Genomic DNA, 20,196 nt, shown 5'->3' on the forward strand with positions numbered 1-20,196 from the left:
TGGATTTGGAAATATTGGGTATCAATAAGTGGAGGTGATAGCAAATGAGTAAAGAAGAATTGAAAAGAGAACATGTTCCGGAAAACAGCTCCATGGCTAAGGATTATGAAGAGATGAAAGAACTTGGGAAGCAGATGGAAAATCAAAGGACGAATGAAGAATTGAAAGAGCGGGACAAACGCCCAGGTACAGTGCAACATGAAATTGAGGAAGATAAAGATTGACGAATATCACAACCAGAATCATTCTATCTGTGTAAAAGGGTGTCCAGAAAATTACTGGAGCACCCTTTTGTTGTGGTTTATTGCTGCTATTTTTTGATATGTATTTGCATGTCTCTGCTTTTAGATTTTGTACCCGGCTAACATCAAAAAGATATTTTAAGTTACCTTATAAAAATCTAATCCGATAAATGAAGCCTGCTGAAAAACGAACAGGACTGATAAGTCTGTTCGTTTTCTAGATAAATACTTATGTTGCATTAACATTAGAAAAAAATATTTAAAGGGTCCGTATGTCCATGTCATGACTTGTCTAGTTCGTAGGCAAACGTCCATTATTGAATTTTGTGGTAAATTATCCTGCACCGCTGCATAAGATAGAGTAATACTTTTCTTTTAATCCGTTTTTTCGCATAGTATTTTTCATTGGGACACCGGAATGATGTGGGCTTTCCCACACTAATTTATTATATGAAGGAATGATGAAAAGCGTGCAAACATTTTTAAGGGGGGAAGAGAATGTCGGAAGAGAATAATCAACAATATGTTATCTCACAGGAAAATTGGTCCCTCCATCGGAAAGGCTATGATGATCAACAACGTCATCAGGAAAAGGTGCAGGAAGCGATCAAGAATAATTTGCCTGATCTAATTTCAGAAGAAAGCATCATAATGTCTAATGGCCGGGATGTTATCAAGATTCCCATTCGCTCCTTGGATGAATACAAAATTCGTTATAACTATGATAAAAACAAACATGTAGGGCAAGGCGATGGAGACAGTAAAGTGGGGGATGTGGTTGCAAGGGATGGCTCACCGTCCGATGCCGGGGCCGGTAAGGGCCAAGGTGCAGGTGATAAGGCCGGTGAGGATTATTATGAAGCCGAAGTGTCGATGATGGAATTGGAGGAAGCCCTGTTCAGCCAATTGGAACTGCCTAATCTCCAGAAGAAAGAACAGGCGGAGCACACGCTTGAACATATCGAATTCAACGATATCCGCAAGACAGGCTTAATGGGAAATATCGATAAAAAGAAAACGATGATATCGGCTTTCAAACGGAACGCTTTAAGCGGGGATCCAGGGTTTCATCCTATTTATAAGGAAGACTTTAAATTCAAAACCTGGAATGAGATCCAGAAACCTGATTCCAAAGCAGTCGTGCTGGCAATGATGGATACTTCTGGTAGTATGGGGTTGTGGGAAAAATATATGGCTCGAAGCTTTTTCTTTTGGATGAACCGTTTCTTGCGGACAAAATATGAAACGGTTGAAATCGAGTTCATTGCCCATCATACTGAAGCGAAAGTGGTTCCGGAAGAGGATTTTTTTTCAAAAGGGGAAAGCGGCGGTACGATTTGTTCGTCCGTATACCGAAAAGCATTAGAACTTATTGATCATAAATATGACCCTGCGAAGTTCAATATCTATCCGTTTCATTTTTCCGACGGTGATAACCTCACATCAGATAACGTTCGATGCGTTAAGCTTGTTGAAGAACTCATGAAGGTTTCCAATATGTTCGGGTATGGGGAAGTCAATCAATACAATCGTCATTCTACATTGATGACAGCCTATAAGAATATCGAGAATGAAAAATTCAGGTATTATATCCTTAAGCAAAAGGCAGATGTTTTCCACGCAATGAAGAGCTTTTTTAAAGACGAGGAAAGTAAGAAGTATGCATAAAAAAGAGAACGCGGAGATGGCGATTTCCAAGTCATTATAATTGTAGGCAAAAAAGGCGTGCGCTTCACATTGTACGTCTTTTTTCATTTTGCAGATTCAGGAATTACATACGAAAAGGCTATTGCTCAACAAGAGCAATGGCTCAGATAAAAGGGGTTCGGAATTAAAACATTCCGAACCCCTTTTGAAATTGAATTTTGCTCAATATTAAGGAATTGTGTCTTTACGAGCCCACTATGTTAGGCCATTTTTTGACCTTCCCATGTCCAATTGGCCATCTTCTTTACATTCATGGCAGCGAAAGTGCATCACCTGCATGGACAATTTTTCAAGTCCCCTTTAAGTAGTCCAACGCACCATGCTATTCTTTTTTCATCTGCGAAAACACGCTCAATCGTTTCTTTACTTTTCGCATAGATAGGTTTTTATATCTAGATGATGACGCAGATGATCTGCTTCTATCATATAATCGTGCCCAATATGACGTGTCACTACTTTTTGATATCTTTACTTTCGGTACACTTTGATAAAAATGACATGTCACACAAATGTGTTTTGGTGATTTGTACTGGCGATAGCCCTCTTTCAAATTGTACAAGCCATAAAAAAACAGTAGGCAAACTTGATTTTAATCGAGTTTGTCCACTGTCTAGGCCATTGCTCAACAGGAACAATGGCTTTTTTCAAATACACTAAACTTATATCATTCGTTTCGTTAATTCGACAACACGTTGTTCTAACGCTTTCACAGGTTCTTTATCATGTAAGTATGCTCTTTTTTACAAAATTCATGAGAGACTTTCATTTGTAGTTACATATTCATTTTTTCCTGCACGCATTCCAACAATGAAAATAAGTGCCGAAATAACGACCAACATAAATAAGGGAATTGTCCAGCTATGTGTAACGTCATGAAGCAATCCGAATAATACCGGTCCGATGGCAGCTAAGAGGTAACCGAATGATTGAGCCATTCCTGATAATTCCGTCGCTTCATTGGTACTTTGTGTTCGAAGACTAAAGAACATCATGGATAAACTGAAAATGGTTCCGACGCCAATTCCGATCAATATCATGCATACTGGTATGAATATAGTGCTTCCGTATAATATGCCGAATATCCCTGCAATAAGGAAGGTGACAGGTGGGACCACTAACAGGTGCTGACTTTGTAAGCGTCCAGCTAAAATTGGCACAATGAATGTTATGGGAATGACGGCAAGCTGCATAATGGATAGCATCCAGCCAGCCTCATCAGCATTCAGACCTTTTTGCTCCAGGATTTCCGGCATCCAGGTAATTACTGTATAGAAGATAAACGATTGCAACCCCATGAAAAAAGTAATCTGCCAAGCTAATCCAGAACGCCATAAGTTAATGTTTTTAACCTTTTGAGCCGTTTGTATATCCTTACCTGACTTGAATGGCCGTCTTAATTGCGGCATCCAAAAGAAAACCGTAATAAGAGATAAAATTCCCCAGCATCCAAGGGCACCAGCCCAACCCAAACCCGATGATGTAGCAATGGGAATGCTGATCCCGGAACCTATTGCGCCACATAAATTCATGGAAACTGCATATGTCCCTGTCATTAAACCGATATTCCTAGCAAAGTTATGTTTTATCAGACTGGGTAACAATACATTGCCCATTGCGATGGCCAACCCGATTAAAATGGTCCCAATGAACAATGTCAATACGCCGCCAACAGAGCGTATCCCAATCCCGATCGTTAATAATATCAAGGAAAGGAAAAGGGTGAGCTCCATTCCAAACCGCCGTGCTATCCTAGGCGCAAATGGTGATAATAATGCGAAAGAAAGCAAAGGCAATGTCGTTAAGGAACCTGATAGTGTATTGGAAATTCCTAAATTATCCCGGATCGAAGTGACAAGGGGGCCAACAGATGTTAAGGGAGCCCGCAGATTGGCACCAAGAAGAATGATCCCGATGATGAGAAGTCCTAACCTGGGTTTAATATCCATTTTTGTTTGTTCCAGTTGATTTGCCGCTTGATGAATGCTCATAATCTCCTCCGTACTTACTCTAAAGACTTTTTGAATTGTGCAATGTATTCATTCACTGTTTCGATTGCCCGGTTCACATCTTGCTCGATGATTGCATCTACAAGGTTGCAATGGATGTTCAGATGAAGGTTCGCATCAGAACTCATCTCGACTATCTGATGGATGGAATCATGGAGGGAGTCTTCCATATGTTCGTACAAATCAATCAATAAACCATTATGTGATGAACCCATAATCGATTTATGCAACTGGATATCCGCTTCTTCGTAAGCCTTGATATCCTTTGCTTTTGCCGCATTACTGCAAGCTGTTATATGAAGCCGTAATCTTTCTATATCTCCCTGGTTACGTCTCAGTGCCGCTAACTGAGCTCCCTCTCTTTCAAGGGCATGACGGACCTCTAACGTTTCTAATAAACTTGACTGCTGGATCCTTCTTTGAAATGCCGCCCCCAAGGCACTTGAGGACTTTACAAATGTTCCCTTTCCTTGTTTCGTCACTAAAAGACCTGCATAAACAAGTGATCGTACAGCTTCTCTTAATGTATTTCTGCTTACATCGAATTGTTGGATCAAATCCATTTCAGGAGGAATCTGATTTCCAATTTCCCATTCACCTGATTCGATTAACGATTCGATTTGGGAAACCACTTGCTCTACAAGGGATAAGCGATTTGTTTTAGATATGGACAATATATACACCTCGAATTTGTAGGATGATTGGTTCATTGGTTATTTTAACATATGTATGTTTAATATATAACAAGAATGTTGTTGCATCCGAGTATTTGTAAAATCAAATTTCAATTTCCCATAAGAATTTTGGAAAAGAAAAAATCCCTGAAATCCAATAAATTCAGGGATTTTCCTTATTTCTTTTTTTGTTTGACAATAAAAGAAATAAGGATAAGTATTGCTAAAGTGACAAGACATACAGTAGTTCCAATTATATTTTGCTTATTGAAGATAAATGCAAAAAAGATAAAGCTTAAAGATGTGATAGCTAATATAGTTGTATATGTGTGCCATTTTAACCAGAAACCCCGTTTGTCGGTTTATTGTTTACGCAGCTTCAATTGCACCGAACAAATACTAATCGATAATAATAGAACTGTGAGGAAAGGGATGGCCATAAGGTAGCTTAATATCAGATCTGGGGTCAAATAGGATAAATACACACCACCAAATATACATGATGTAGTTAAAAATATTCCATTAAGTGGGATACCCTTTTGGGTTGTTCTTAGAAATGCCTTAGGGGTTCTTTATTATCTAAAAGTATTTGAATTTTATGAAATAAATTAAGGAAAGTAGTATAATAAGTGATTTTTTAAGAGTGGAATGAAAAAATTATGTGGGCAATTTTATTTAAAATAATCGGAGGTTTTTGGAAAAGCCGATTTTGCATACATTCCGAAAAAAATACATATTGAACAAGAGACGAGAGTTAAAAAAATTATCTTAAAACGCATTTTCACTGTCATTTTGTTTGGTAGTGAATAAGATGATGTAACCAGTTCAAGTCCTTCTATAAAAACGAATAAGGAGATGTCATATATGTCAGATTGTGGTTGTGATGGCGGTTTTGGATTTGGCGGAGGTTTCGCCTTTATAGTCGTTTTGTTTATCCTTTTAGTGATTGTGGGAGCTAGCTTTTGCGGCGGAGCTGGATTTGGCGGCGGGTACGCCCAGGGTTACGGTTATGGAACATACTGCTGAATAACAAAAAACCGACCTTGATAGGTCGGTTTTTCTATAACATATAAGGTTTAGAGCAGGAAATGGCTAATGGGACTACTCGTTCTCATATAAAAAGGGGAGAGGAAGCGGCTGTTGGTCTTCAGATTCTTGTACCGGATCAATTTCCCTTATAAATTCTAAATAACCGGTATATACCTGCGAGGCCATCCCTAAATATTGTAATTCAGTGTGGATGATACCCATCTTTGGTGAATGGTGCATATACATTTTTCAACCCTCCTTTCAAAAAATAGGCCAGTCTCTTAAAGGAGATAAAAATGTTTTGTTCATGGGGAATCATTCATATTCATTTAAAAGTTGATGATTCAGGTGCAAAGGCTCGCTTCTCTTTCTTCTACGACCATGCGCAGCCCACGCTTAGGCCTGAGCGTAAGGGACGGAAGTGGGGTTACTTCATGATGGTCAGGTGCAAGCTTTATCCTATATCGTTGAGAAATGCAAGCCAGGACAAGCACTGCTTCCATCATGACAAAATGATTGCCGATACAAACCCGGGGTCCTCCGCCAAATGGAAGGTAAGCGAACATAGGCAGGTTTTTCAAAAAGTTGTTTTCAAATCGTTCAGGAATAAAAGAATCCGGTTGTTCAAAATACTTTGGATCATGCTGCATCACATAAGAACTTATTATAATCATATCGCCTTTTTTAAAGTGATATCCTCCTATAACGACATCCTCCTCCACATCCCGGGATATCATAAAACTTGGCGGGTACATTCGAAGTGTTTCTTGTATGATATTTTGAGTGTATGGTAATTTCATGAAATCGTCAGGGCTGGGTGTCCTACGACCAATTATGCTATCCACTTCACAGAAAAGCTTAGATTGAATTTCAGGATTCATTGAAAGTGCGTACAGTGCCCAAGAAAGAGCATTTGCTGTCGTTTCATGACCTGCAAGAAAAATGGTCATTAACTCATCACGTAAATGATGGTTTGTCATTCCTAATCCGTCTTCGGCATCACGTGCATCCATCAGGATTCCAAGCATGTCTTCATGTTTTACTGTGTCGGTCTTCCGTTTTTCAATAATTTCGTAAATCACTTTATCAAGGCTTTTTATCGCCTTTTTATATTCACGGTTGATTTTAGTTGGTACCCATAATGGCAACCGGAAAATCGATCTCATCCTTTTGACTGCAGCTTTTAATACAGTGTCCAGCGGTTTCCCTACAATTTCAGAGCCATCCGTGAATTCTATGCTGAACATGGTCTTGCTGACTATCCCCAGAGTGATGTCCATCATATCCTTTGTAATTATCCGTTCATCATTATGTTCCCAAGTTGATATATAAGCCATTGTGATATCAATCATATCCTTGGCATAATGGCTAATATGATTCTTTTTGAAAGAGGGCTGAATAAGCCTTCTCTGGCGCATATGAAAGTCCTTTTCACTTGTAAGCAGACCTTCACCAATAAGTGGTTTTAAAGCTTTGAGGTCCTTTGATTTGACGAAGGATTTTTGTTTTGTTACTAGTATTTGTTTTATTAAATAAGGGTTGGAAACGAGGTAAACATTTTGGAATGGTCCAAAACGGAATTTTGCGACCTCCCCATATTCCTTGGCCAATCGGGTAAGAAAGCCAAGGGCATCTTTTTGAAACTCCTTTGTATGTCCGGAAATCAGCCTTCCATTTGGCACTTTTTGAGAATTGCGGAAGACATCATCAGTGTGACTCAATGTTGTTTGACCCCTTTCTTTTAAATAGTTACGTATATTCATTCTATGAGGATAAGCTAAATCTGTTTGGACAAGTCATAATGAACATTTAAATTTCTTATGATACGGCTATATATAGGAAAAGAAGGGGAGTCAGCCTGCATTTAGCCATAAAAAAAACTCTGGATAAAAACCGCCAGAGTTTTTTTGAGACTAGATTCAGAAGATGTGGGGTAATTTCCCGGTAGAGGAAACTCCTTGTTGTGGATAAGGAGGATTCAATTTCTTTCTTGATCGTCCCCATGCTGGAAACGATCATTTTTTTCATTAATGGGTCCACCAAATAGGTCATTGATTTCCTTAACTACACTATCTAAAAATTCATCGGTTATTATCGGATTATTTTTTTTATGCATGTGATTCTCTGCAATCCTTTCTGGATCTCATATGTTTGATATACCTTATCAACATAACCTCACTAACAATAAATTATTCTTTTTCTGTTCAAAATTTTCACTTTGATTTGCCATTAATAAACAGTTTCATATTCATAGATCTTAAGCTTTTGGTACGGGAACATGTTATTGGGGTCATATTAAAATGTATCTGGAGCTGACTAAACTCAAAAAATCTTTCCATTGAATCAAAAATGCAAGAAGTTAAGAAAATGACCCAATCACATCTTGGTAATTGGGCATAGGCTTTTATGAACCTTATTAAGGAAACAACAGTCTTAAATAAGATATTAGCTGATCGCGAAGTTCAGGTCGTTTCAAGGCGAAATCTATTGAAGCTTGAAGAAAGCCGAATTTATCCCCGACGTCATATCGATTTCCCTCGATGATGTACGAATATATTGGTTCCTTTTCCAGCAAAAGGTCTAAAGCTTCGGTAAGCTGGATTTCCCCCTTACAATCGGGCTGTACGGTTTCAAGGGTTTCAAAAATGGCAGGTGATAAAATATATCGGCCAATAATAGCCTGTGTTGATGGAGCCTCCTCAACTTTTGGCTTTTCCACTAAGTTTCGTACCAGAAATAAATCCTCATATTGTTCTTGGAAATTTACAATCCCATACTTTGAGACAGCGGCAGGTGACACTTCCTTACACCCGATAATGCTCGCTCGAACCTTGTTATACCGTTCCATTAGCTGTTTCAAGGCTGGGACACGACTATCCACGATATCATCACCTAATAGGACGGCAAAAGGTTCGTCTCCGATAAAAGTTTTGGCACATAGAACTGCATGCCCCAGACCTAATGGTTCCTTTTGTCTTACATAGTGAATATCCACCATATTGGAAATGTTCTCCACGATTGTAAGCAGATCATTTTGTCCTTTCTTTTGTAGTAGCATTTCAAGCTCTATGGATTTATCGAAATGATCTTCAATGGCACGTTTGTTTTTCCCCGTAACGATGATAATATCTGTAATCCCTGATTGTACCGCTTCCTCGATAATATATTGAATGGTCGGCTTATCGACAATCGGCAGCATTTCCTTTGGTTGAGCTTTTGTAGCAGGTAAAAATCGTGTTCCTAAACCGGCTGCTGGAATTACGGCTTTCTTTATCATAGCCTAGCCCCTTTTTAAGGTTCTTTTATTCCGCTTTTTGTTCTACCCTTCATTTTATGTAGTCATTGGTTGACCTATATCAAAAAAAGGTGAAAATAAATCCCTGAAAAAGAATAGATTTACCATTGAAGTAAATATTATGGATATATGAATTTCGTCAAGAGGTGTATATTTTGCCAATTGAAAATCAAGAGCGAAAACAAATCCTTTTTGCTTTACTCGTCATAATTTTATATCTCTCTCCTCTACTCATCCTTGGAGAAAATGCACATATTCGTGTACATGATAATTTGGATTCCAACCTTGCCTGGTATAAAGTGCTTTCAGAAAGCGGTGAGTTATTTGGTTCAATAAACGCCAAAATTCCACAGATTATGAATGGGCTGCCCCGAAATGCGTTTGGCAGTGAATTCAGTATTATCGTGTGGCTTCATGCCCTTTTTCCGACAATGGTTGCATATGCAATAAGCCAGGCATTAACAAGATTTATTGCTTTCTTTGGTATGTATATCCTATTAAAAAAACATTTCATTACAGGGCGCCAATCGGGATGGATTAGGGTTGGAACATCCTTAGCCTTTGCCCTTACTCCATTTTGGCCATCGGGAATGCTCAGCACGCTTGGGATGCCGCTAGCCCTTTGGGCTTTTTTGAATATCCGCAACAAGGACCACTCGTGGAAGAATTATTTGGTCCTTACACTTTTACCTCTATATTCAAGCATCGTACTTGGCTTTTTCTTTTTCCTGGTTGCAATGGGCCTTCTTTGGATAACGGATGTGATTAGGAGAAAAGGTTGGAATTTAAGGTTTTTTCTTTCAATCGTTTATATGACCTTCATTTTTGGTCTTGTGGAGTATCGTTTGATTGCTTCTTTCATTTTTGATTCGGAGCCAAACAGCAGGGATGAATATTTTCACGCAAGGCTACCGCTCGAGTGGGTCATTAAGCTTACTTTCAAAAATTTCGTTCTTGGACATACGCATGTCATGACTGTACATGCGCTTATCATCCTGCCGATTACAGCTTTTGCCCTTTATATTATTTTGATCAAAAAACTGTGGAGACAGGAAAGGGTTTTTGTTTTTTTGTTCGGTTTGAATTTTATGCTCTCCGCATGGTATGCATTTTGGTTTTATAAAGGCTGGCTTCCTTTAACAGAAAGGTTCCATACCTTGGATACTTTTAATTTTGCCAGATTTCACTTTTTAAGGCCGATGGTGATTTACTTGGGGTTTGCCCTCGCCATAAAAATCATCTGGGAACACAGTGAATTTGCTAAGAAAACCCTTTTAATCTTCATTGCCGTTCAAATCATGGTTTTAATGGGTTTCAATGAAGAAATCACTAACAATAAAAAACCATCTTTTAAAGAGTTCTATGCAGAAAGCCTTTTTCAGGATATAGAAGAGCATATTGGCCTCCCACAGGAAGAATATCGGGTTGCAAGCATCGGTCTACATCCTGCTATCGCCCAATTTAATGGGTTTTACACGCTCGATAGCTATAACAATTTCTATCCGCTTACATACAAACATCAATTTCGTCAAATAATTGAAAACGAATTGGCAAAGAATAAAAACATCAGAATCTACTTTGATGAATGGGGAGGACGTTGTTACCTATTTGCCGATGAGCTTGGTAAGCATTATATGTTCAAAAAAGGCTCGAAGAAAGAGTTGGATAATTTGGAGATTAATGTAGATGCGTTTAAAGGATTAGGCGGCAAGTATATATTTTCTGCCGTACCAATCAACAACGCGAAGGAAAACGGGTTGGAACTGGATAGGATTTTCACAAAGAAAGGGACCGTTTGGAAAATTCATTTATACAGAGTCATTTGAAAAGGGGGGGATATTGTGAATTCACCGATAGTGACGATTGTTGTACCTTGTTATAACGAAGAAAGTGTTTTGCAGGATACCATTTCCCAGCTTTGTGGATTGGTGAGGGGTTTAGTCGAAGAAAATGTTGTGTCTGGTCAAAGTAAAATTCTATTGGTTGATGATGGAAGTAAAGATCAAACATGGAAGATCATATATAAGGAAACGATTAACAATGAATATGTTCGTGGACTAAAGCTTTCACGGAATGCAGGCCACCAAAATGCACTCCTTGCCGGATTGTTTACAGCCAAGGAAGCCTCGGATTGTGTGATTTCAATTGATGCAGATTTACAAGATGATATTCAAGTCATCCCTGAATTCATTCGGAAATTCACTGAAGGATGTGAAATTGTATATGGCGTCCGCCAAAAAAGGGACCTTGATTCATTTTTTAAACGAACATCTGCAACTGGCTTTTATAAAATGATGAACAAAATGGGGGTCAACCTTGTCTATAATCATGCAGATTTCCGGCTAATGAGCAAAAGGGCGATCGTGGAGTTGGAACGATTTGAAGAAACGAATCTTTTTTTACGGGGAATCGTCCCGCTTATTGGGTTTAAGACGGACTCTGTTTATTATGACCGCAAAGAAAGATTGGCAGGGGAAACGAAATATCCATTTAAGAAGATGGTTGCTTTTGCTCTTGATGGCATTACTTCCTTTTCAGTAACACCGATCCGGCTTGTATTATGGCTAGGATGTCTTTCCTTTTTCATTAGCTTACTTTTTGGGTCATACTTTTTATGGTTAAAGTTTTTTGGGCAGACCGAAACTGGTTGGACCTCATTAATTACCTCCATCTGGTTGATCGGCGGACTCCAGTTGATTGCTGTCGGCTTGATTGGGGAATATATCGGTAAAATCTATAATGAATCCAAACGCCGGCCTAAATATATTGTGGATCTGGATTTATTTAATCCGCTCGATTTAAATAAACGGGAGCAACTAGATAATGAACGGACAAGTATTGAAAAACTATCTAAAACACACTAACTCCTTTATCCGCTTTTTATTGGTTGGAATGGTCAATACAGGGGTTGGACTTTCCATCATGCTTTTTCTCATGAATGTTCTTGAATTATCTTACTGGATCTCTACCTTTTTCGGCAATGGTATGGGAGCAGTAACGAGTTTTCTGTTGAACAGGACTTTTACTTTTAGAAGCGATATAGATTGGCGGAGAGGGGTTGCCCGTTTCTTTTGCGTCATCCTGATTTGTTATTCCGCGGCTTATTCTTTAGGACAAGCCATTGCAGGATCCTTGGAAGCATCCGTTCATTTTTCCATTCAGCAAAATGTGGCTGTACTTATCGGAACAATCTTTTATACAGTACTGAACTATATTGGCCAGAAATACTTTGTCTTTAAAAAAAGCAATTTGGGAACAATTCAAGAAGGAAGGAACTGATTAGAATCAAAGAATGCCCCTTTGGATGGAAATCAAAGTGGATTTCAAGAAGCGAATTTTTGATTTTCAGCGTGGAGTTTATATATTGCAAACCTATCCAAGCGGGGGCAGATCCTTTTAATAAGAAAGGTGAACCGTTAATAAATTAGAGATTTAAACAGTTTCGTAATTCGGTAATTTTCCCTTTTAAGGACCCACCGTTTTTGTTCTTTCATTTCTTAAAAATTGATTGGGAAGTTTCTCTTTTTTAACAAGTTATTCACCTTTTTCCTACCTTCGAATCATGCACTTGGATGACTTATGTTATATACGTCAGAACAAAGCCTCACTTAAAATAAATTATTATTTTACTGTGCAAAATTTTCATTTACTTTTCCATTTCACGGGAGTATGATAATCAACAGTTTCGTATTTCTAAATCGCTTAAACCTTATGGTACGGGGGGTCCGGTATGGGATTATTTTAACAATCCAAGGGGTGAATCCTTTCAAGGTAGGGCTACTCTTAGGTCCGAATCCGACAGCTAACCTCGTAAGCGTTATATGAGAGGGAAGGTGGAGCTTGTTAGACAAAAAAGTGGATGTCTACAGGTCTATTTAGTTATGACTTGTGGGCATTTTTCCATTTTTTTTGTTTTTTCTATAGCTGGGTAACATAAACTTATAACTTAAAAATGGTGGTGAATTCTTGATGTTATCTTCTATAAAGAGGTTTTTGATCGGGAGACCTTTAAAATCAAATGCACTAGGTGATCAAAAGCTTAACAAAACCAAGGCTTTGGCGATATTATCTTCTGATGCTTTGTCTTCGGTTGCTTATGGACCGGAGCAAATATTAATCGTTCTGATCACGGTCGGTGCTGCGGCATTCTGGTATTCCATACCCATCGCCATCGGAGTATTGTTACTGTTGGCTGCATTGATCTTGTCCTATAGACAAATCATTTTTGCTTATCCTCATGGCGGGGGAGCCTATGTGGTTTCAAAAAACAATTTAGGTATCAATCCAGGGTTGATAGCTGGAGGATCCTTATTGGTCGATTATATTTTAACTGTAGCTGTAAGTGTTTCTGCAGGTACGGATGCTATCACGTCCGCCTTTCCCGGCCTTCATGCATATAATGTAGGCATAGCCATCGTTTTTGTATTTCTGCTTACCATCCTTAATCTAAGAGGGGTTACGGAGTCGGCCTCTGTTTTGGCCTATCCGGTGTATCTATTCGTTTTAGCATTGTTCATCTTGATTGGTGTAGGAATTTACAAAATCCTGACAGGAGGAGTCTCACCGGAATTACACGCGCCAATCGGGACTCCAGTAGCGGGCATCAGTTTATTCATACTGCTAAGAGCATTTGCATCAGGAAGTTCCGCATTGACAGGAGTCGAAGCGATTTCCAATGCGATTCCGAACTTTAAAGACCCAGCTCCGAATAATGCTGCAAAAACTTTAATAGCTATGGGTTCCTTACTGGCTGTATTATTTACGGGAATCGTATTCTTAGCCTACTATTTAAGCATTGTTCCTAGCGCAGAGGTAACGGTCGTCTCGCAGATTGCTGAAGAGATCTTTGGTCGGAATTTCATGTATTTCTTCATTCAAGGTACGACTGCATTGATCTTGATTCTTGCTGCCAATACTGGCTATTCCGCTTTCCCCTTGCTTGCGGTGAATCTTGCAAAAGATAAATTCATACCAAGGGCGTTTACGATTAGAGGGGACCGATTAGGATATTCCAATGGAATTATCATACTAGGACTTGCATCCATCATCTTAATAGTCGCATTTGGGGGACATACAGAAAATCTTATTCCACTTTATGCGGTAGGGGTATTTATTCCATTTACGTTTTCCCAGACCGGGATGATTGTCAAATGGATACGCGAAAAGCCAAAAGGCTGGATCATGAAATTAACCATTAATTCAATTGGTGCCACTATTAGTTTTATCGTCACGATGATATTCTTTTTAACCAAATTTACTCAGGTTTGGCCTGTTTTGATTTTTTTACCTATCATCATTTTAATTTTTCATCGAATTAGGAAGCATTATGAAGCAGTCGGAGACCAGCTAAGGATTACAACTTGTGAGCCCATCTTGCCAATAGAAGGGAATATCATTATTGTGCCTGTGGCCGGTATAACTCATGTGGTTGAGAACTCTTTAAATTATGCTAAATCTCTATCAGCACATCAGGTCATTGCCGTTTATGTTGCTTTTGAAAGAGAAGATGAAAAGAAATTTGAAGAAAAGTGGAAAAAGTGGCAGCCAGATGTTAGACTCGTCACACTAAACTCTTATTACAGGAGTATCATACAGCCATTAACTAAATTCGTGGATACAGTTGAACATAAAGCGAGTGAATCCAACTATAAAGTTACGGTAATAATCCCGCAATTTATTCCGAAGAAAGGCTGGCACAATATTCTTCATAACCAATCAAGTTTACTGATTAAGGCCTACTTGCTTTATAGAAGAAATGTAGTTGTTGCGACAGTTCCCTATCATTTGAAGAAGTAAGTTCCATCATCTAAGAAAAGAAGCAAACCTACATATGGTTTGCTTTTTTATTGGGCTCTGTTCGTATATTATTTATAATCTCATAATTAAAAAGACAGCACTACGGCTGTCTTTTTTCAAACTAACGCCCCCGATATAATAAGATCATTCATTAATAACTCATTAATTTCACAATAACTATTATTGCTCAGTAAGGTGCAAGGATACTTCATCTTTCATAACATATAGGCTACTGGATTTTGCATTTGCTAACTAGAGTATTTCACCATAATCATATTGGTGTTAGCCTGGGTAAATGCATGGTCATGATGTTAAGTATAACGGCAAGTTTAATGCTGCCATTCCTGTTGCCCGGCAAGCTGCGGTTTTACCGTTCTGGCCATCTCAATATGTGCAGTGGCAGCATCAATAGCGGAAGGCCATTCGGTTTAACAGCGGTTATGGAGTCTCTATCAACAACACTGATAGGAGCCATGCTTGGGGTCATGCTGGCTCTTGATTCACAAACTTTCATGATCATTTCGATGAATCTGAATACCTTCCCAGTATATTCTTTGTGACTTTTTATATAAAGAGAGAGGATGTAAAAGAAACAAAAAGTGGGAGGGGATTTGCTCCTTTTCTTTCTGACTCTCTTGTTCTCCCTCATCTTTATCGGAACGACGGCTGTTTATGAAAGTGATTATTTCAAGGTAGTGATGATTCGGAAATGGACATGCAACATCATAACATGGTGGGTAGCTGCAATTAATATCACTATCGTCAAAAAGGGCTGAGACTGCAGCCCTTTTTGTGTTGAACACTATTTCTGCGGGAACTGGATAAAATTACCGAGGTTCAATTCAAATAATGCGAACAACATATTAAGAGAATATAAAATGAAATTTCCGTTAGTACATACAAATATGGGGGTTGAAGATGGATATATTATTAGCTCTCTTGCCTGCATTATTCTGGGGAAGCATCGTTTTATTTAATGTGAAACTTGGGGGGGGACCCTATAGTCAAACACTAGGTACAACGATTGGCGCCTTGATTTTTTCAATTGGTGTTTATATTTTTGCCGATATCAAGTTGTCACTTTTGGTGTTTGGCGTCGGGATCGTTTCTGGATTGTTTTGGGCCGTTGGACAAGCTAATCAGCTTAAGAGCATTGATTTAATGGGTGTTTCCAAAACGATGCCGATATCAACTGGATTACAGCTCATTTCAACGACTTTATTCGGGGTCATTGTTTTTCACGAATGGTCTACTATGAAAGCGGTCATTTTAGGCGTTTTGGCACTAGTTTTCATTATTATAGGAATTGTCTTGACCTCCTTGGAAGATAAAGAATCAAAAGAGGGCAAATCGGGAAACTTGAAAAAAGGAATCATTATTCTCCTCATCTCGACGTTCGGTTATTTGGTCTATGTGGTCGTAGCCCGGCTTTTCAATGTTAATGGCTGGTCAGCATTGTTCCCTCAAGCGATCGGGATGGTGATAGGCGGTCTATTATTGACCTTTAAACATAAACCGTTTAACAAATATACGATCCGCAATATAATTCCCGGACTGATATGGGCTGCAGGGAACATGTTTTTATTCATATCCCAGCCCCGTGTTGGAGTGGCTACGAGTTTTTCCCTTTCTCAAATGGGCATAGTCATATCAACTCTCGGCGGGATCATCATATTACGTGAAAAGAAAACGAAGCGCCAACTAATTGGAATCGTTATAGGAATTATCTTGATTATCATAGCCGGGATTATGCTCGGATTGGCAAAAAGTTAATTGGAGGGTGATTGAATGTATACAGATTTAGAGGGTAAGGTCGTTGTTATAACCGGTTCATCCACTGGTTTAGGAAAGGCGATGGCCATTCGCTTTGTTCAGGAAAAGGCAAAGGTCGTGGTTAATTATCGCACTAAATCAGAGGAAGCGGACAGTGTATTGGAAGAAATCAAAAACAATGGTGGGGAAGCTATTGCAGTGAAATGTGATGTCACGGTTGAAGAAGATATGATTAACATTGTTCGATCTGCGGTAAAGGAATTCGGGAAACTTGATATATTCATTAATAATGCAGGAGTAGAAAATGCCGTTCCATCTCACGAGATGCCGTTAAGCGACTGGAATAGGGTAATTGACACCAATTTAACCGGTAATTTCTTAGGCTGCCGTGAAGCGATCAAGTATTTTGTCGAGAACAATGTTAAAGGGAATGTGATAAACATGTCCAGTGTACATGAGATGATTCCCTGGCCTTTATTCGTACATTACGCGGCAAGCAAGGGCGGTGTGAAGTTGCTTACGGAAACCCTGGCGCTTGAATATGCACCGAAAGGGATTCGTGTGAACAGCATTGGACCTGGAGCCATCGCCACGCCAATTAATGCCGACAAACTTGAAGATCCCAAAAAGAAAAAGGATCTGGAAAGCATGATTCCAATGGGGTATATCGGAAAGCCTGAAGAGATTGCCGCGGTTGCCGTATGGCTGGCATCTTCAGAATCCAGTTATGTAACGGGCATCACTTTATTTGCTGATGGCGGGATGACGAAATATCCTTCATTCCAAGCTGGAAGAGGATGAATGTATCTGCCTAGAAAAGGCAGGATTTAAATCGAGAAGGAGCACTGCCATCAAGGCTCATTTAACTCATGAATGAAGCAGCAAGAATCCCAGCAGGAGCGATCTGCTGGGATTCTTGTCTTAAAAGCATTAACGAGTATGATGATTATACCAGCTAATGAAGTTATCGACGACCGTATCGATAAACTGGACAGTCGACTCATGTGTAAGACTGCCTTCGTCATTGATTTTGTCATGCACGGCTCCGACGTATACTTCATTCCCGGGAAGGAGCGGGGAGGAGATGCCTAGAGCGAATAGGATTTCACGTAAATGCAATTGAGCTTTAACCGTTCCTAATTGTCCCATTGACGCACCCATGATCCATGAAGGTTTGCCAATCAAGACTTTATCCACACGTGACAACCAATCGATGGCATTGCCCAATACGCCTGGAATCGTCCCATTGTATTCAGGCGTTACCCATAGGACTGCATCTGCATCAGCCACTTTGCTTTTAAATTCTTTCACGACTGCAGGAGGCTCATTTTCAATATCTTGATCATAAAAAGGAAGGTCCCGAATGTTTAAGATTTCGAGATCAAAACGATCTTGATATCTAGTTTGAATATATTTGGCAAGCTTTAGGTTGTAAGACTCTTTACGAATACTTCCCACTATTGCAACAATTTTCATCTTCATTACCTCCGATTGTTTATTTTTTATGGATAATCATGTTAATAAGTTCCACTAGTCTATTATAATTGGAAATTAAATGAAAGGGAAAAGGGATGCTTAGGAAATAATCTTTCACTGATCACCCTTCTTTCGAACAACGGTGGAATGCTTCTCCATAATGAAGCCAAAAAAGGAAGCGAGCATTTGCTTAAAAAGCATACCAAGTACAACGGGTACAGCGACGGCAGCAGGGAAATAGGTAGTCGCAAGAACGGATCCTGCACTGATGCTTCGCATTCCTCCTGTAAATGTCAAGGTGATGATATCCCCCTTTCCCCATCTTGAAAATTTTACCGACCACCCAAGAATGGACATACTCTGAAGCAGCTATGAACAAAACCAAGAGGGCCATGATCATTAATTTCCGTTCCAAGCCAATAACCAGCTTATAGTCGTGATGAGAGGGTCTTTAGCATCAATCATTAACACTTCCTGAGTGAAAATTCTATTAAGTTAGTTTACCATATTCCCAAAAAACCTATTTTGGACAAATAACTAGTCCATTTTTTTCCTGGTTTTTGTAAAATGGGGAAAAGCATTTAATGGAAGGTGATATAAAATACGCCAAGTGGGAGTACTGTGTTTATCCATTCATTTTGGTGACAGATTCTACTTCCCATTACTATCACTGCTCCGAAAAACTCCGATCGGTCTAAAAGGGTATGCAAGCTTTTCCGCATGGCTGGTTCATTTAAAAGAGGTTTTAGGAAGAATTGTTCGATGCAGCGTTTTATATTCATTGAAAAATAGTTTAAAGTAGAGGAGAGGTGAAAGAAATGTCTGAAAAGGTATCCAGTATAATGTGGTTTAGTCTTGCAGTACAAGCTTTGCTCGTTCTTGCAGATCAGGATGGATTATGTAATAGTGCTAAATTGGCCGATAAGCTTGATTCGGAGTCGGGTTTTCTCAGAAAAATATTAAGTAATTTAGTTAAGGCAGGGCTGATTCAAGCTAAAGAAGGCAGGGATGGCGGATATTCACTAGCCAAAAATCCCGAACAAATCATACTTGCAGATATATACGCTGCAATTAAATCCGAACCTTTTTCAAAGGGCTTCCTTGATGTGAATGATAAAAAATGCTTTCAGCCTTCTTCTCGCGACGCTTTATGCGGTTTGAAAAACGAGATGGAGAGCTGGATTATACAAGGCTTGGAACAAAAGACGATTGCTGATTTACTATCAAAATCTTAAAGTGAAAAACGAAACTAATAGGGTTTCGTTTTTCTTAAACTGTATTTGACAAAAGAACAGTAATCGTAATATACTGTTCCTGTAATATACACAGTTAAATGGAGGTCATTATAAATGACAAAAAATACAATGAGTAAAGAAGAGTACCTAAATAAATCGAAAGAATTGAATATACCGCTAGAAAAGCCGAAGGTCCTTACTGATACAGACTTCCTTACGGTCGCAAAAGAACGGAGATCTGTTCGCCAATACGATGCTGAATACGTGATGACTGAAGAAGAAATTAGAGAAATCCTGGAGGTTGCGATTCAAGCGCCGTCTTCTTCAAACTTACAGCCATGGAGATTCCTTGTGATTCAAGATAAGCAAACCCAACAAGAATTGCTGCCCATCGCAAATAACCAACAACAAATTGTTGATGCCTCTGCGGTCATTGCCGTTTTAGCTGATATAGAAGGTTACAAAAATGCAGAGCGAATTTATGGTGAATTGGTGGATAAAGGGATCATGAAGAATGAAATCAAAGAGCCATTTGTAGCTTCCATCATCCATAATTACGGTAACTTTTCTGCTGAAAAGGCTTTAAGTGTAGCCATGATTGACGGTGGCTTGGTTTCCATGCAGATCATGTTAGCAGCAAAAGCAAAAGGATACGATACAGTCCCTATGGGAGGGTTCGATGAAGCCAAATTTGTGGATGCATTCAATGTACCGGAAAAATTCAAACCTGTCATGTTAATCTCCCTTGGAAAAGGAACTAAAGCAGGATTTGAAAAAGTCCGTTTCCCACTAGATACTTTATTGACTTGGAATAAATACTAAGGTTCAACATAAAAGGATTTTTGGAGCAAGGATTAGATACCAAGTAAAAGGATAGCTGAAATTCGGAGGGCACTGAAAAAGTCCCTTCGGGCCAATAGAGGTAGTTTTTCTCAGTTTATTCTGAGGAAATCTACCTTTTTT

Annotated in this window: 20 protein-coding genes, 1 pseudogene and 1 riboswitch; of the genes and pseudogenes, 13 read left to right on the top strand and 8 right to left on the bottom strand. The window is 39.1% G+C overall.

Annotation, left to right across the window (positions count from 1 at the left end; genetic code table 11):
• Positions 1-44 precede the first annotated feature (44 nt).
• Both ACFX4L_RS18200 and yhbH read left to right on the top strand, forming a co-directional pair.
• On the top strand, positions 45-224 hold the full coding sequence (locus tag ACFX4L_RS18200; RefSeq protein ID WP_089364592.1) for a hypothetical protein: 180 nt from the start codon (positions 45-47) through the stop codon (positions 222-224).
• A 516-nt stretch (positions 225-740) separates the two neighbouring features.
• Positions 741-1,910 carry a sporulation protein YhbH gene (yhbH, locus tag ACFX4L_RS18205; protein WP_089364591.1) on the top strand — a complete coding sequence of 390 codons (1,170 nt, stop codon included), beginning with the start codon at positions 741-743 and terminating at the stop codon, positions 1,908-1,910.
• Between the two features lie 788 nt (positions 1,911-2,698).
• Here the strand turns inward: yhbH and ACFX4L_RS18210 are convergent.
• The 3 genes and pseudogenes from ACFX4L_RS18210 to ACFX4L_RS18220 form a co-directional block, all read right to left on the bottom strand.
• Complete coding sequence (locus ACFX4L_RS18210) at positions 2,699-3,937, bottom strand: CynX/NimT family MFS transporter (RefSeq protein WP_377385110.1); 1,239 nt, start codon at positions 3,935-3,937, stop codon at positions 2,699-2,701.
• 14 nt (positions 3,938-3,951) lie between these two features.
• Positions 3,952-4,629, bottom strand: coding sequence for a FadR/GntR family transcriptional regulator (locus ACFX4L_RS18215; protein ID WP_377385112.1), 678 nt, complete (start codon positions 4,627-4,629; stop codon positions 3,952-3,954).
• Positions 4,630-4,991: 362 nt separating this feature from the next.
• Positions 4,992-5,183 (bottom strand): annotated as a pseudogene (locus tag ACFX4L_RS18220) (amino acid permease); the annotation flags it as partial.
• 301 nt (positions 5,184-5,484) lie between these two features.
• On the opposite strand from ACFX4L_RS18220, the gene ACFX4L_RS18225 reads away from it, so the two are divergent.
• Complete coding sequence (locus ACFX4L_RS18225; protein WP_089364588.1) at positions 5,485-5,655, top strand: YjcZ family sporulation protein; 171 nt, start codon at positions 5,485-5,487, stop codon at positions 5,653-5,655.
• Positions 5,656-5,730: 75 nt separating this feature from the next.
• On the opposite strand, the gene ACFX4L_RS18230 is transcribed toward ACFX4L_RS18225, so the two are convergent.
• From ACFX4L_RS18230 to galU, 3 genes are all read right to left on the bottom strand, one after another.
• Positions 5,731-5,904: a hypothetical protein gene (locus tag ACFX4L_RS18230; RefSeq protein WP_155727224.1), complete on the bottom strand. Its 174-nt coding sequence runs from the start codon at positions 5,902-5,904 to the stop codon at positions 5,731-5,733.
• A 98-nt stretch (positions 5,905-6,002) separates the two neighbouring features.
• Positions 6,003-7,379, bottom strand: a complete 1,377-nt coding sequence (locus ACFX4L_RS18235; RefSeq protein WP_377405814.1) for a cytochrome P450 — start codon at positions 7,377-7,379, stop codon at positions 6,003-6,005.
• Between the two features lie 695 nt (positions 7,380-8,074).
• The gene (gene galU / locus ACFX4L_RS18240; protein ID WP_089364586.1) at positions 8,075-8,935 is read right to left on the bottom strand and encodes a UTP--glucose-1-phosphate uridylyltransferase GalU; all 861 of its coding nucleotides are present in this window, start codon (positions 8,933-8,935) and stop codon (positions 8,075-8,077) included.
• A gap of 173 nt (positions 8,936-9,108) precedes the next feature.
• Between galU and ACFX4L_RS18245 the strand changes: the two genes are divergently transcribed.
• The 8 genes from ACFX4L_RS18245 to ACFX4L_RS18280 all read left to right on the top strand — a co-directional run bounded on the left by ACFX4L_RS18245 (position 9,109) and on the right by ACFX4L_RS18280 (position 17,323).
• Positions 9,109-10,779: a DUF6044 family protein gene (locus tag ACFX4L_RS18245; protein WP_375166254.1), complete on the top strand. Its 1,671-nt coding sequence runs from the start codon at positions 9,109-9,111 to the stop codon at positions 10,777-10,779.
• A 15-nt stretch (positions 10,780-10,794) separates the two neighbouring features.
• Positions 10,795-11,817 (top strand): glycosyltransferase family 2 protein, encoded by a 1,023-nt coding sequence (locus tag ACFX4L_RS18250; RefSeq protein ID WP_089364585.1) that lies wholly within the window; start codon positions 10,795-10,797, stop codon positions 11,815-11,817.
• On the top strand, positions 11,777-12,232 hold the full coding sequence (locus ACFX4L_RS18255) for a GtrA family protein (RefSeq protein ID WP_289320936.1): 456 nt from the start codon (positions 11,777-11,779) through the stop codon (positions 12,230-12,232). Before ACFX4L_RS18250 ends, ACFX4L_RS18255 begins: the two co-directional genes overlap by 41 nt.
• Positions 12,233-12,642: 410 nt before the next feature.
• Positions 12,643-12,786: riboswitch (cyclic di-AMP (ydaO/yuaA leader) on the top strand.
• Positions 12,787-12,922: 136 nt separating this feature from the next.
• On the top strand, positions 12,923-14,749 hold the full coding sequence (locus ACFX4L_RS18260; RefSeq protein WP_377385118.1) for an APC family permease: 1,827 nt from the start codon (positions 12,923-12,925) through the stop codon (positions 14,747-14,749).
• A gap of 245 nt (positions 14,750-14,994) precedes the next feature.
• On the top strand, positions 14,995-15,309 hold the full coding sequence (locus tag ACFX4L_RS18265) for a hypothetical protein (RefSeq protein WP_377385120.1): 315 nt from the start codon (positions 14,995-14,997) through the stop codon (positions 15,307-15,309).
• A 51-nt stretch (positions 15,310-15,360) separates the two neighbouring features.
• The gene (locus tag ACFX4L_RS18270; protein WP_377385122.1) at positions 15,361-15,525 is read left to right on the top strand and encodes a hypothetical protein; all 165 of its coding nucleotides are present in this window, start codon (positions 15,361-15,363) and stop codon (positions 15,523-15,525) included.
• Between the two features lie 142 nt (positions 15,526-15,667).
• Positions 15,668-16,522: a RhaT/GlcU family sugar-proton symporter gene (locus ACFX4L_RS18275; protein ID WP_061461839.1), complete on the top strand. Its 855-nt coding sequence runs from the start codon at positions 15,668-15,670 to the stop codon at positions 16,520-16,522.
• 15 nt (positions 16,523-16,537) lie between these two features.
• Positions 16,538-17,323 carry a glucose 1-dehydrogenase gene (locus ACFX4L_RS18280; protein ID WP_377405816.1) on the top strand — a complete coding sequence of 262 codons (786 nt, stop codon included), beginning with the start codon at positions 16,538-16,540 and terminating at the stop codon, positions 17,321-17,323.
• A 129-nt stretch (positions 17,324-17,452) separates the two neighbouring features.
• Here the strand turns inward: ACFX4L_RS18280 and ACFX4L_RS18285 are convergent, their stop codons facing one another.
• Together ACFX4L_RS18285 and ACFX4L_RS18290 are read right to left on the bottom strand one after the other, a co-directional pair.
• A complete protein-coding gene (locus ACFX4L_RS18285; RefSeq protein ID WP_284471646.1) occupies positions 17,453-17,998 on the bottom strand; it encodes an NADPH-dependent FMN reductase in 546 nt (181 codons plus the stop codon).
• A 114-nt stretch (positions 17,999-18,112) separates the two neighbouring features.
• Positions 18,113-18,295 carry a hypothetical protein gene (locus tag ACFX4L_RS18290; RefSeq protein WP_284471645.1) on the bottom strand — a complete coding sequence of 61 codons (183 nt, stop codon included), beginning with the start codon at positions 18,293-18,295 and terminating at the stop codon, positions 18,113-18,115.
• Positions 18,296-18,816: 521 nt separating this feature from the next.
• Between ACFX4L_RS18290 and ACFX4L_RS18295 the strand changes: the two genes are divergently transcribed.
• Positions 18,817-19,233, top strand: coding sequence for an RrF2 family transcriptional regulator (locus ACFX4L_RS18295; RefSeq protein ID WP_089365044.1), 417 nt, complete (start codon positions 18,817-18,819; stop codon positions 19,231-19,233).
• Positions 19,234-19,347: 114 nt separating this feature from the next.
• Positions 19,348-20,055 (top strand): nitroreductase family protein, encoded by a 708-nt coding sequence (locus ACFX4L_RS18300; protein WP_377405818.1) that lies wholly within the window; start codon positions 19,348-19,350, stop codon positions 20,053-20,055.
• Positions 20,056-20,196 lie beyond the last annotated feature (141 nt).

The sequence above is a fragment of the Peribacillus sp. YIM B13482 genome (assembly GCF_042787975.1).
Taxonomy (GTDB): Bacteria; Bacillota; Bacilli; order Bacillales; family DSM-1321; genus Peribacillus; species Peribacillus simplex_A.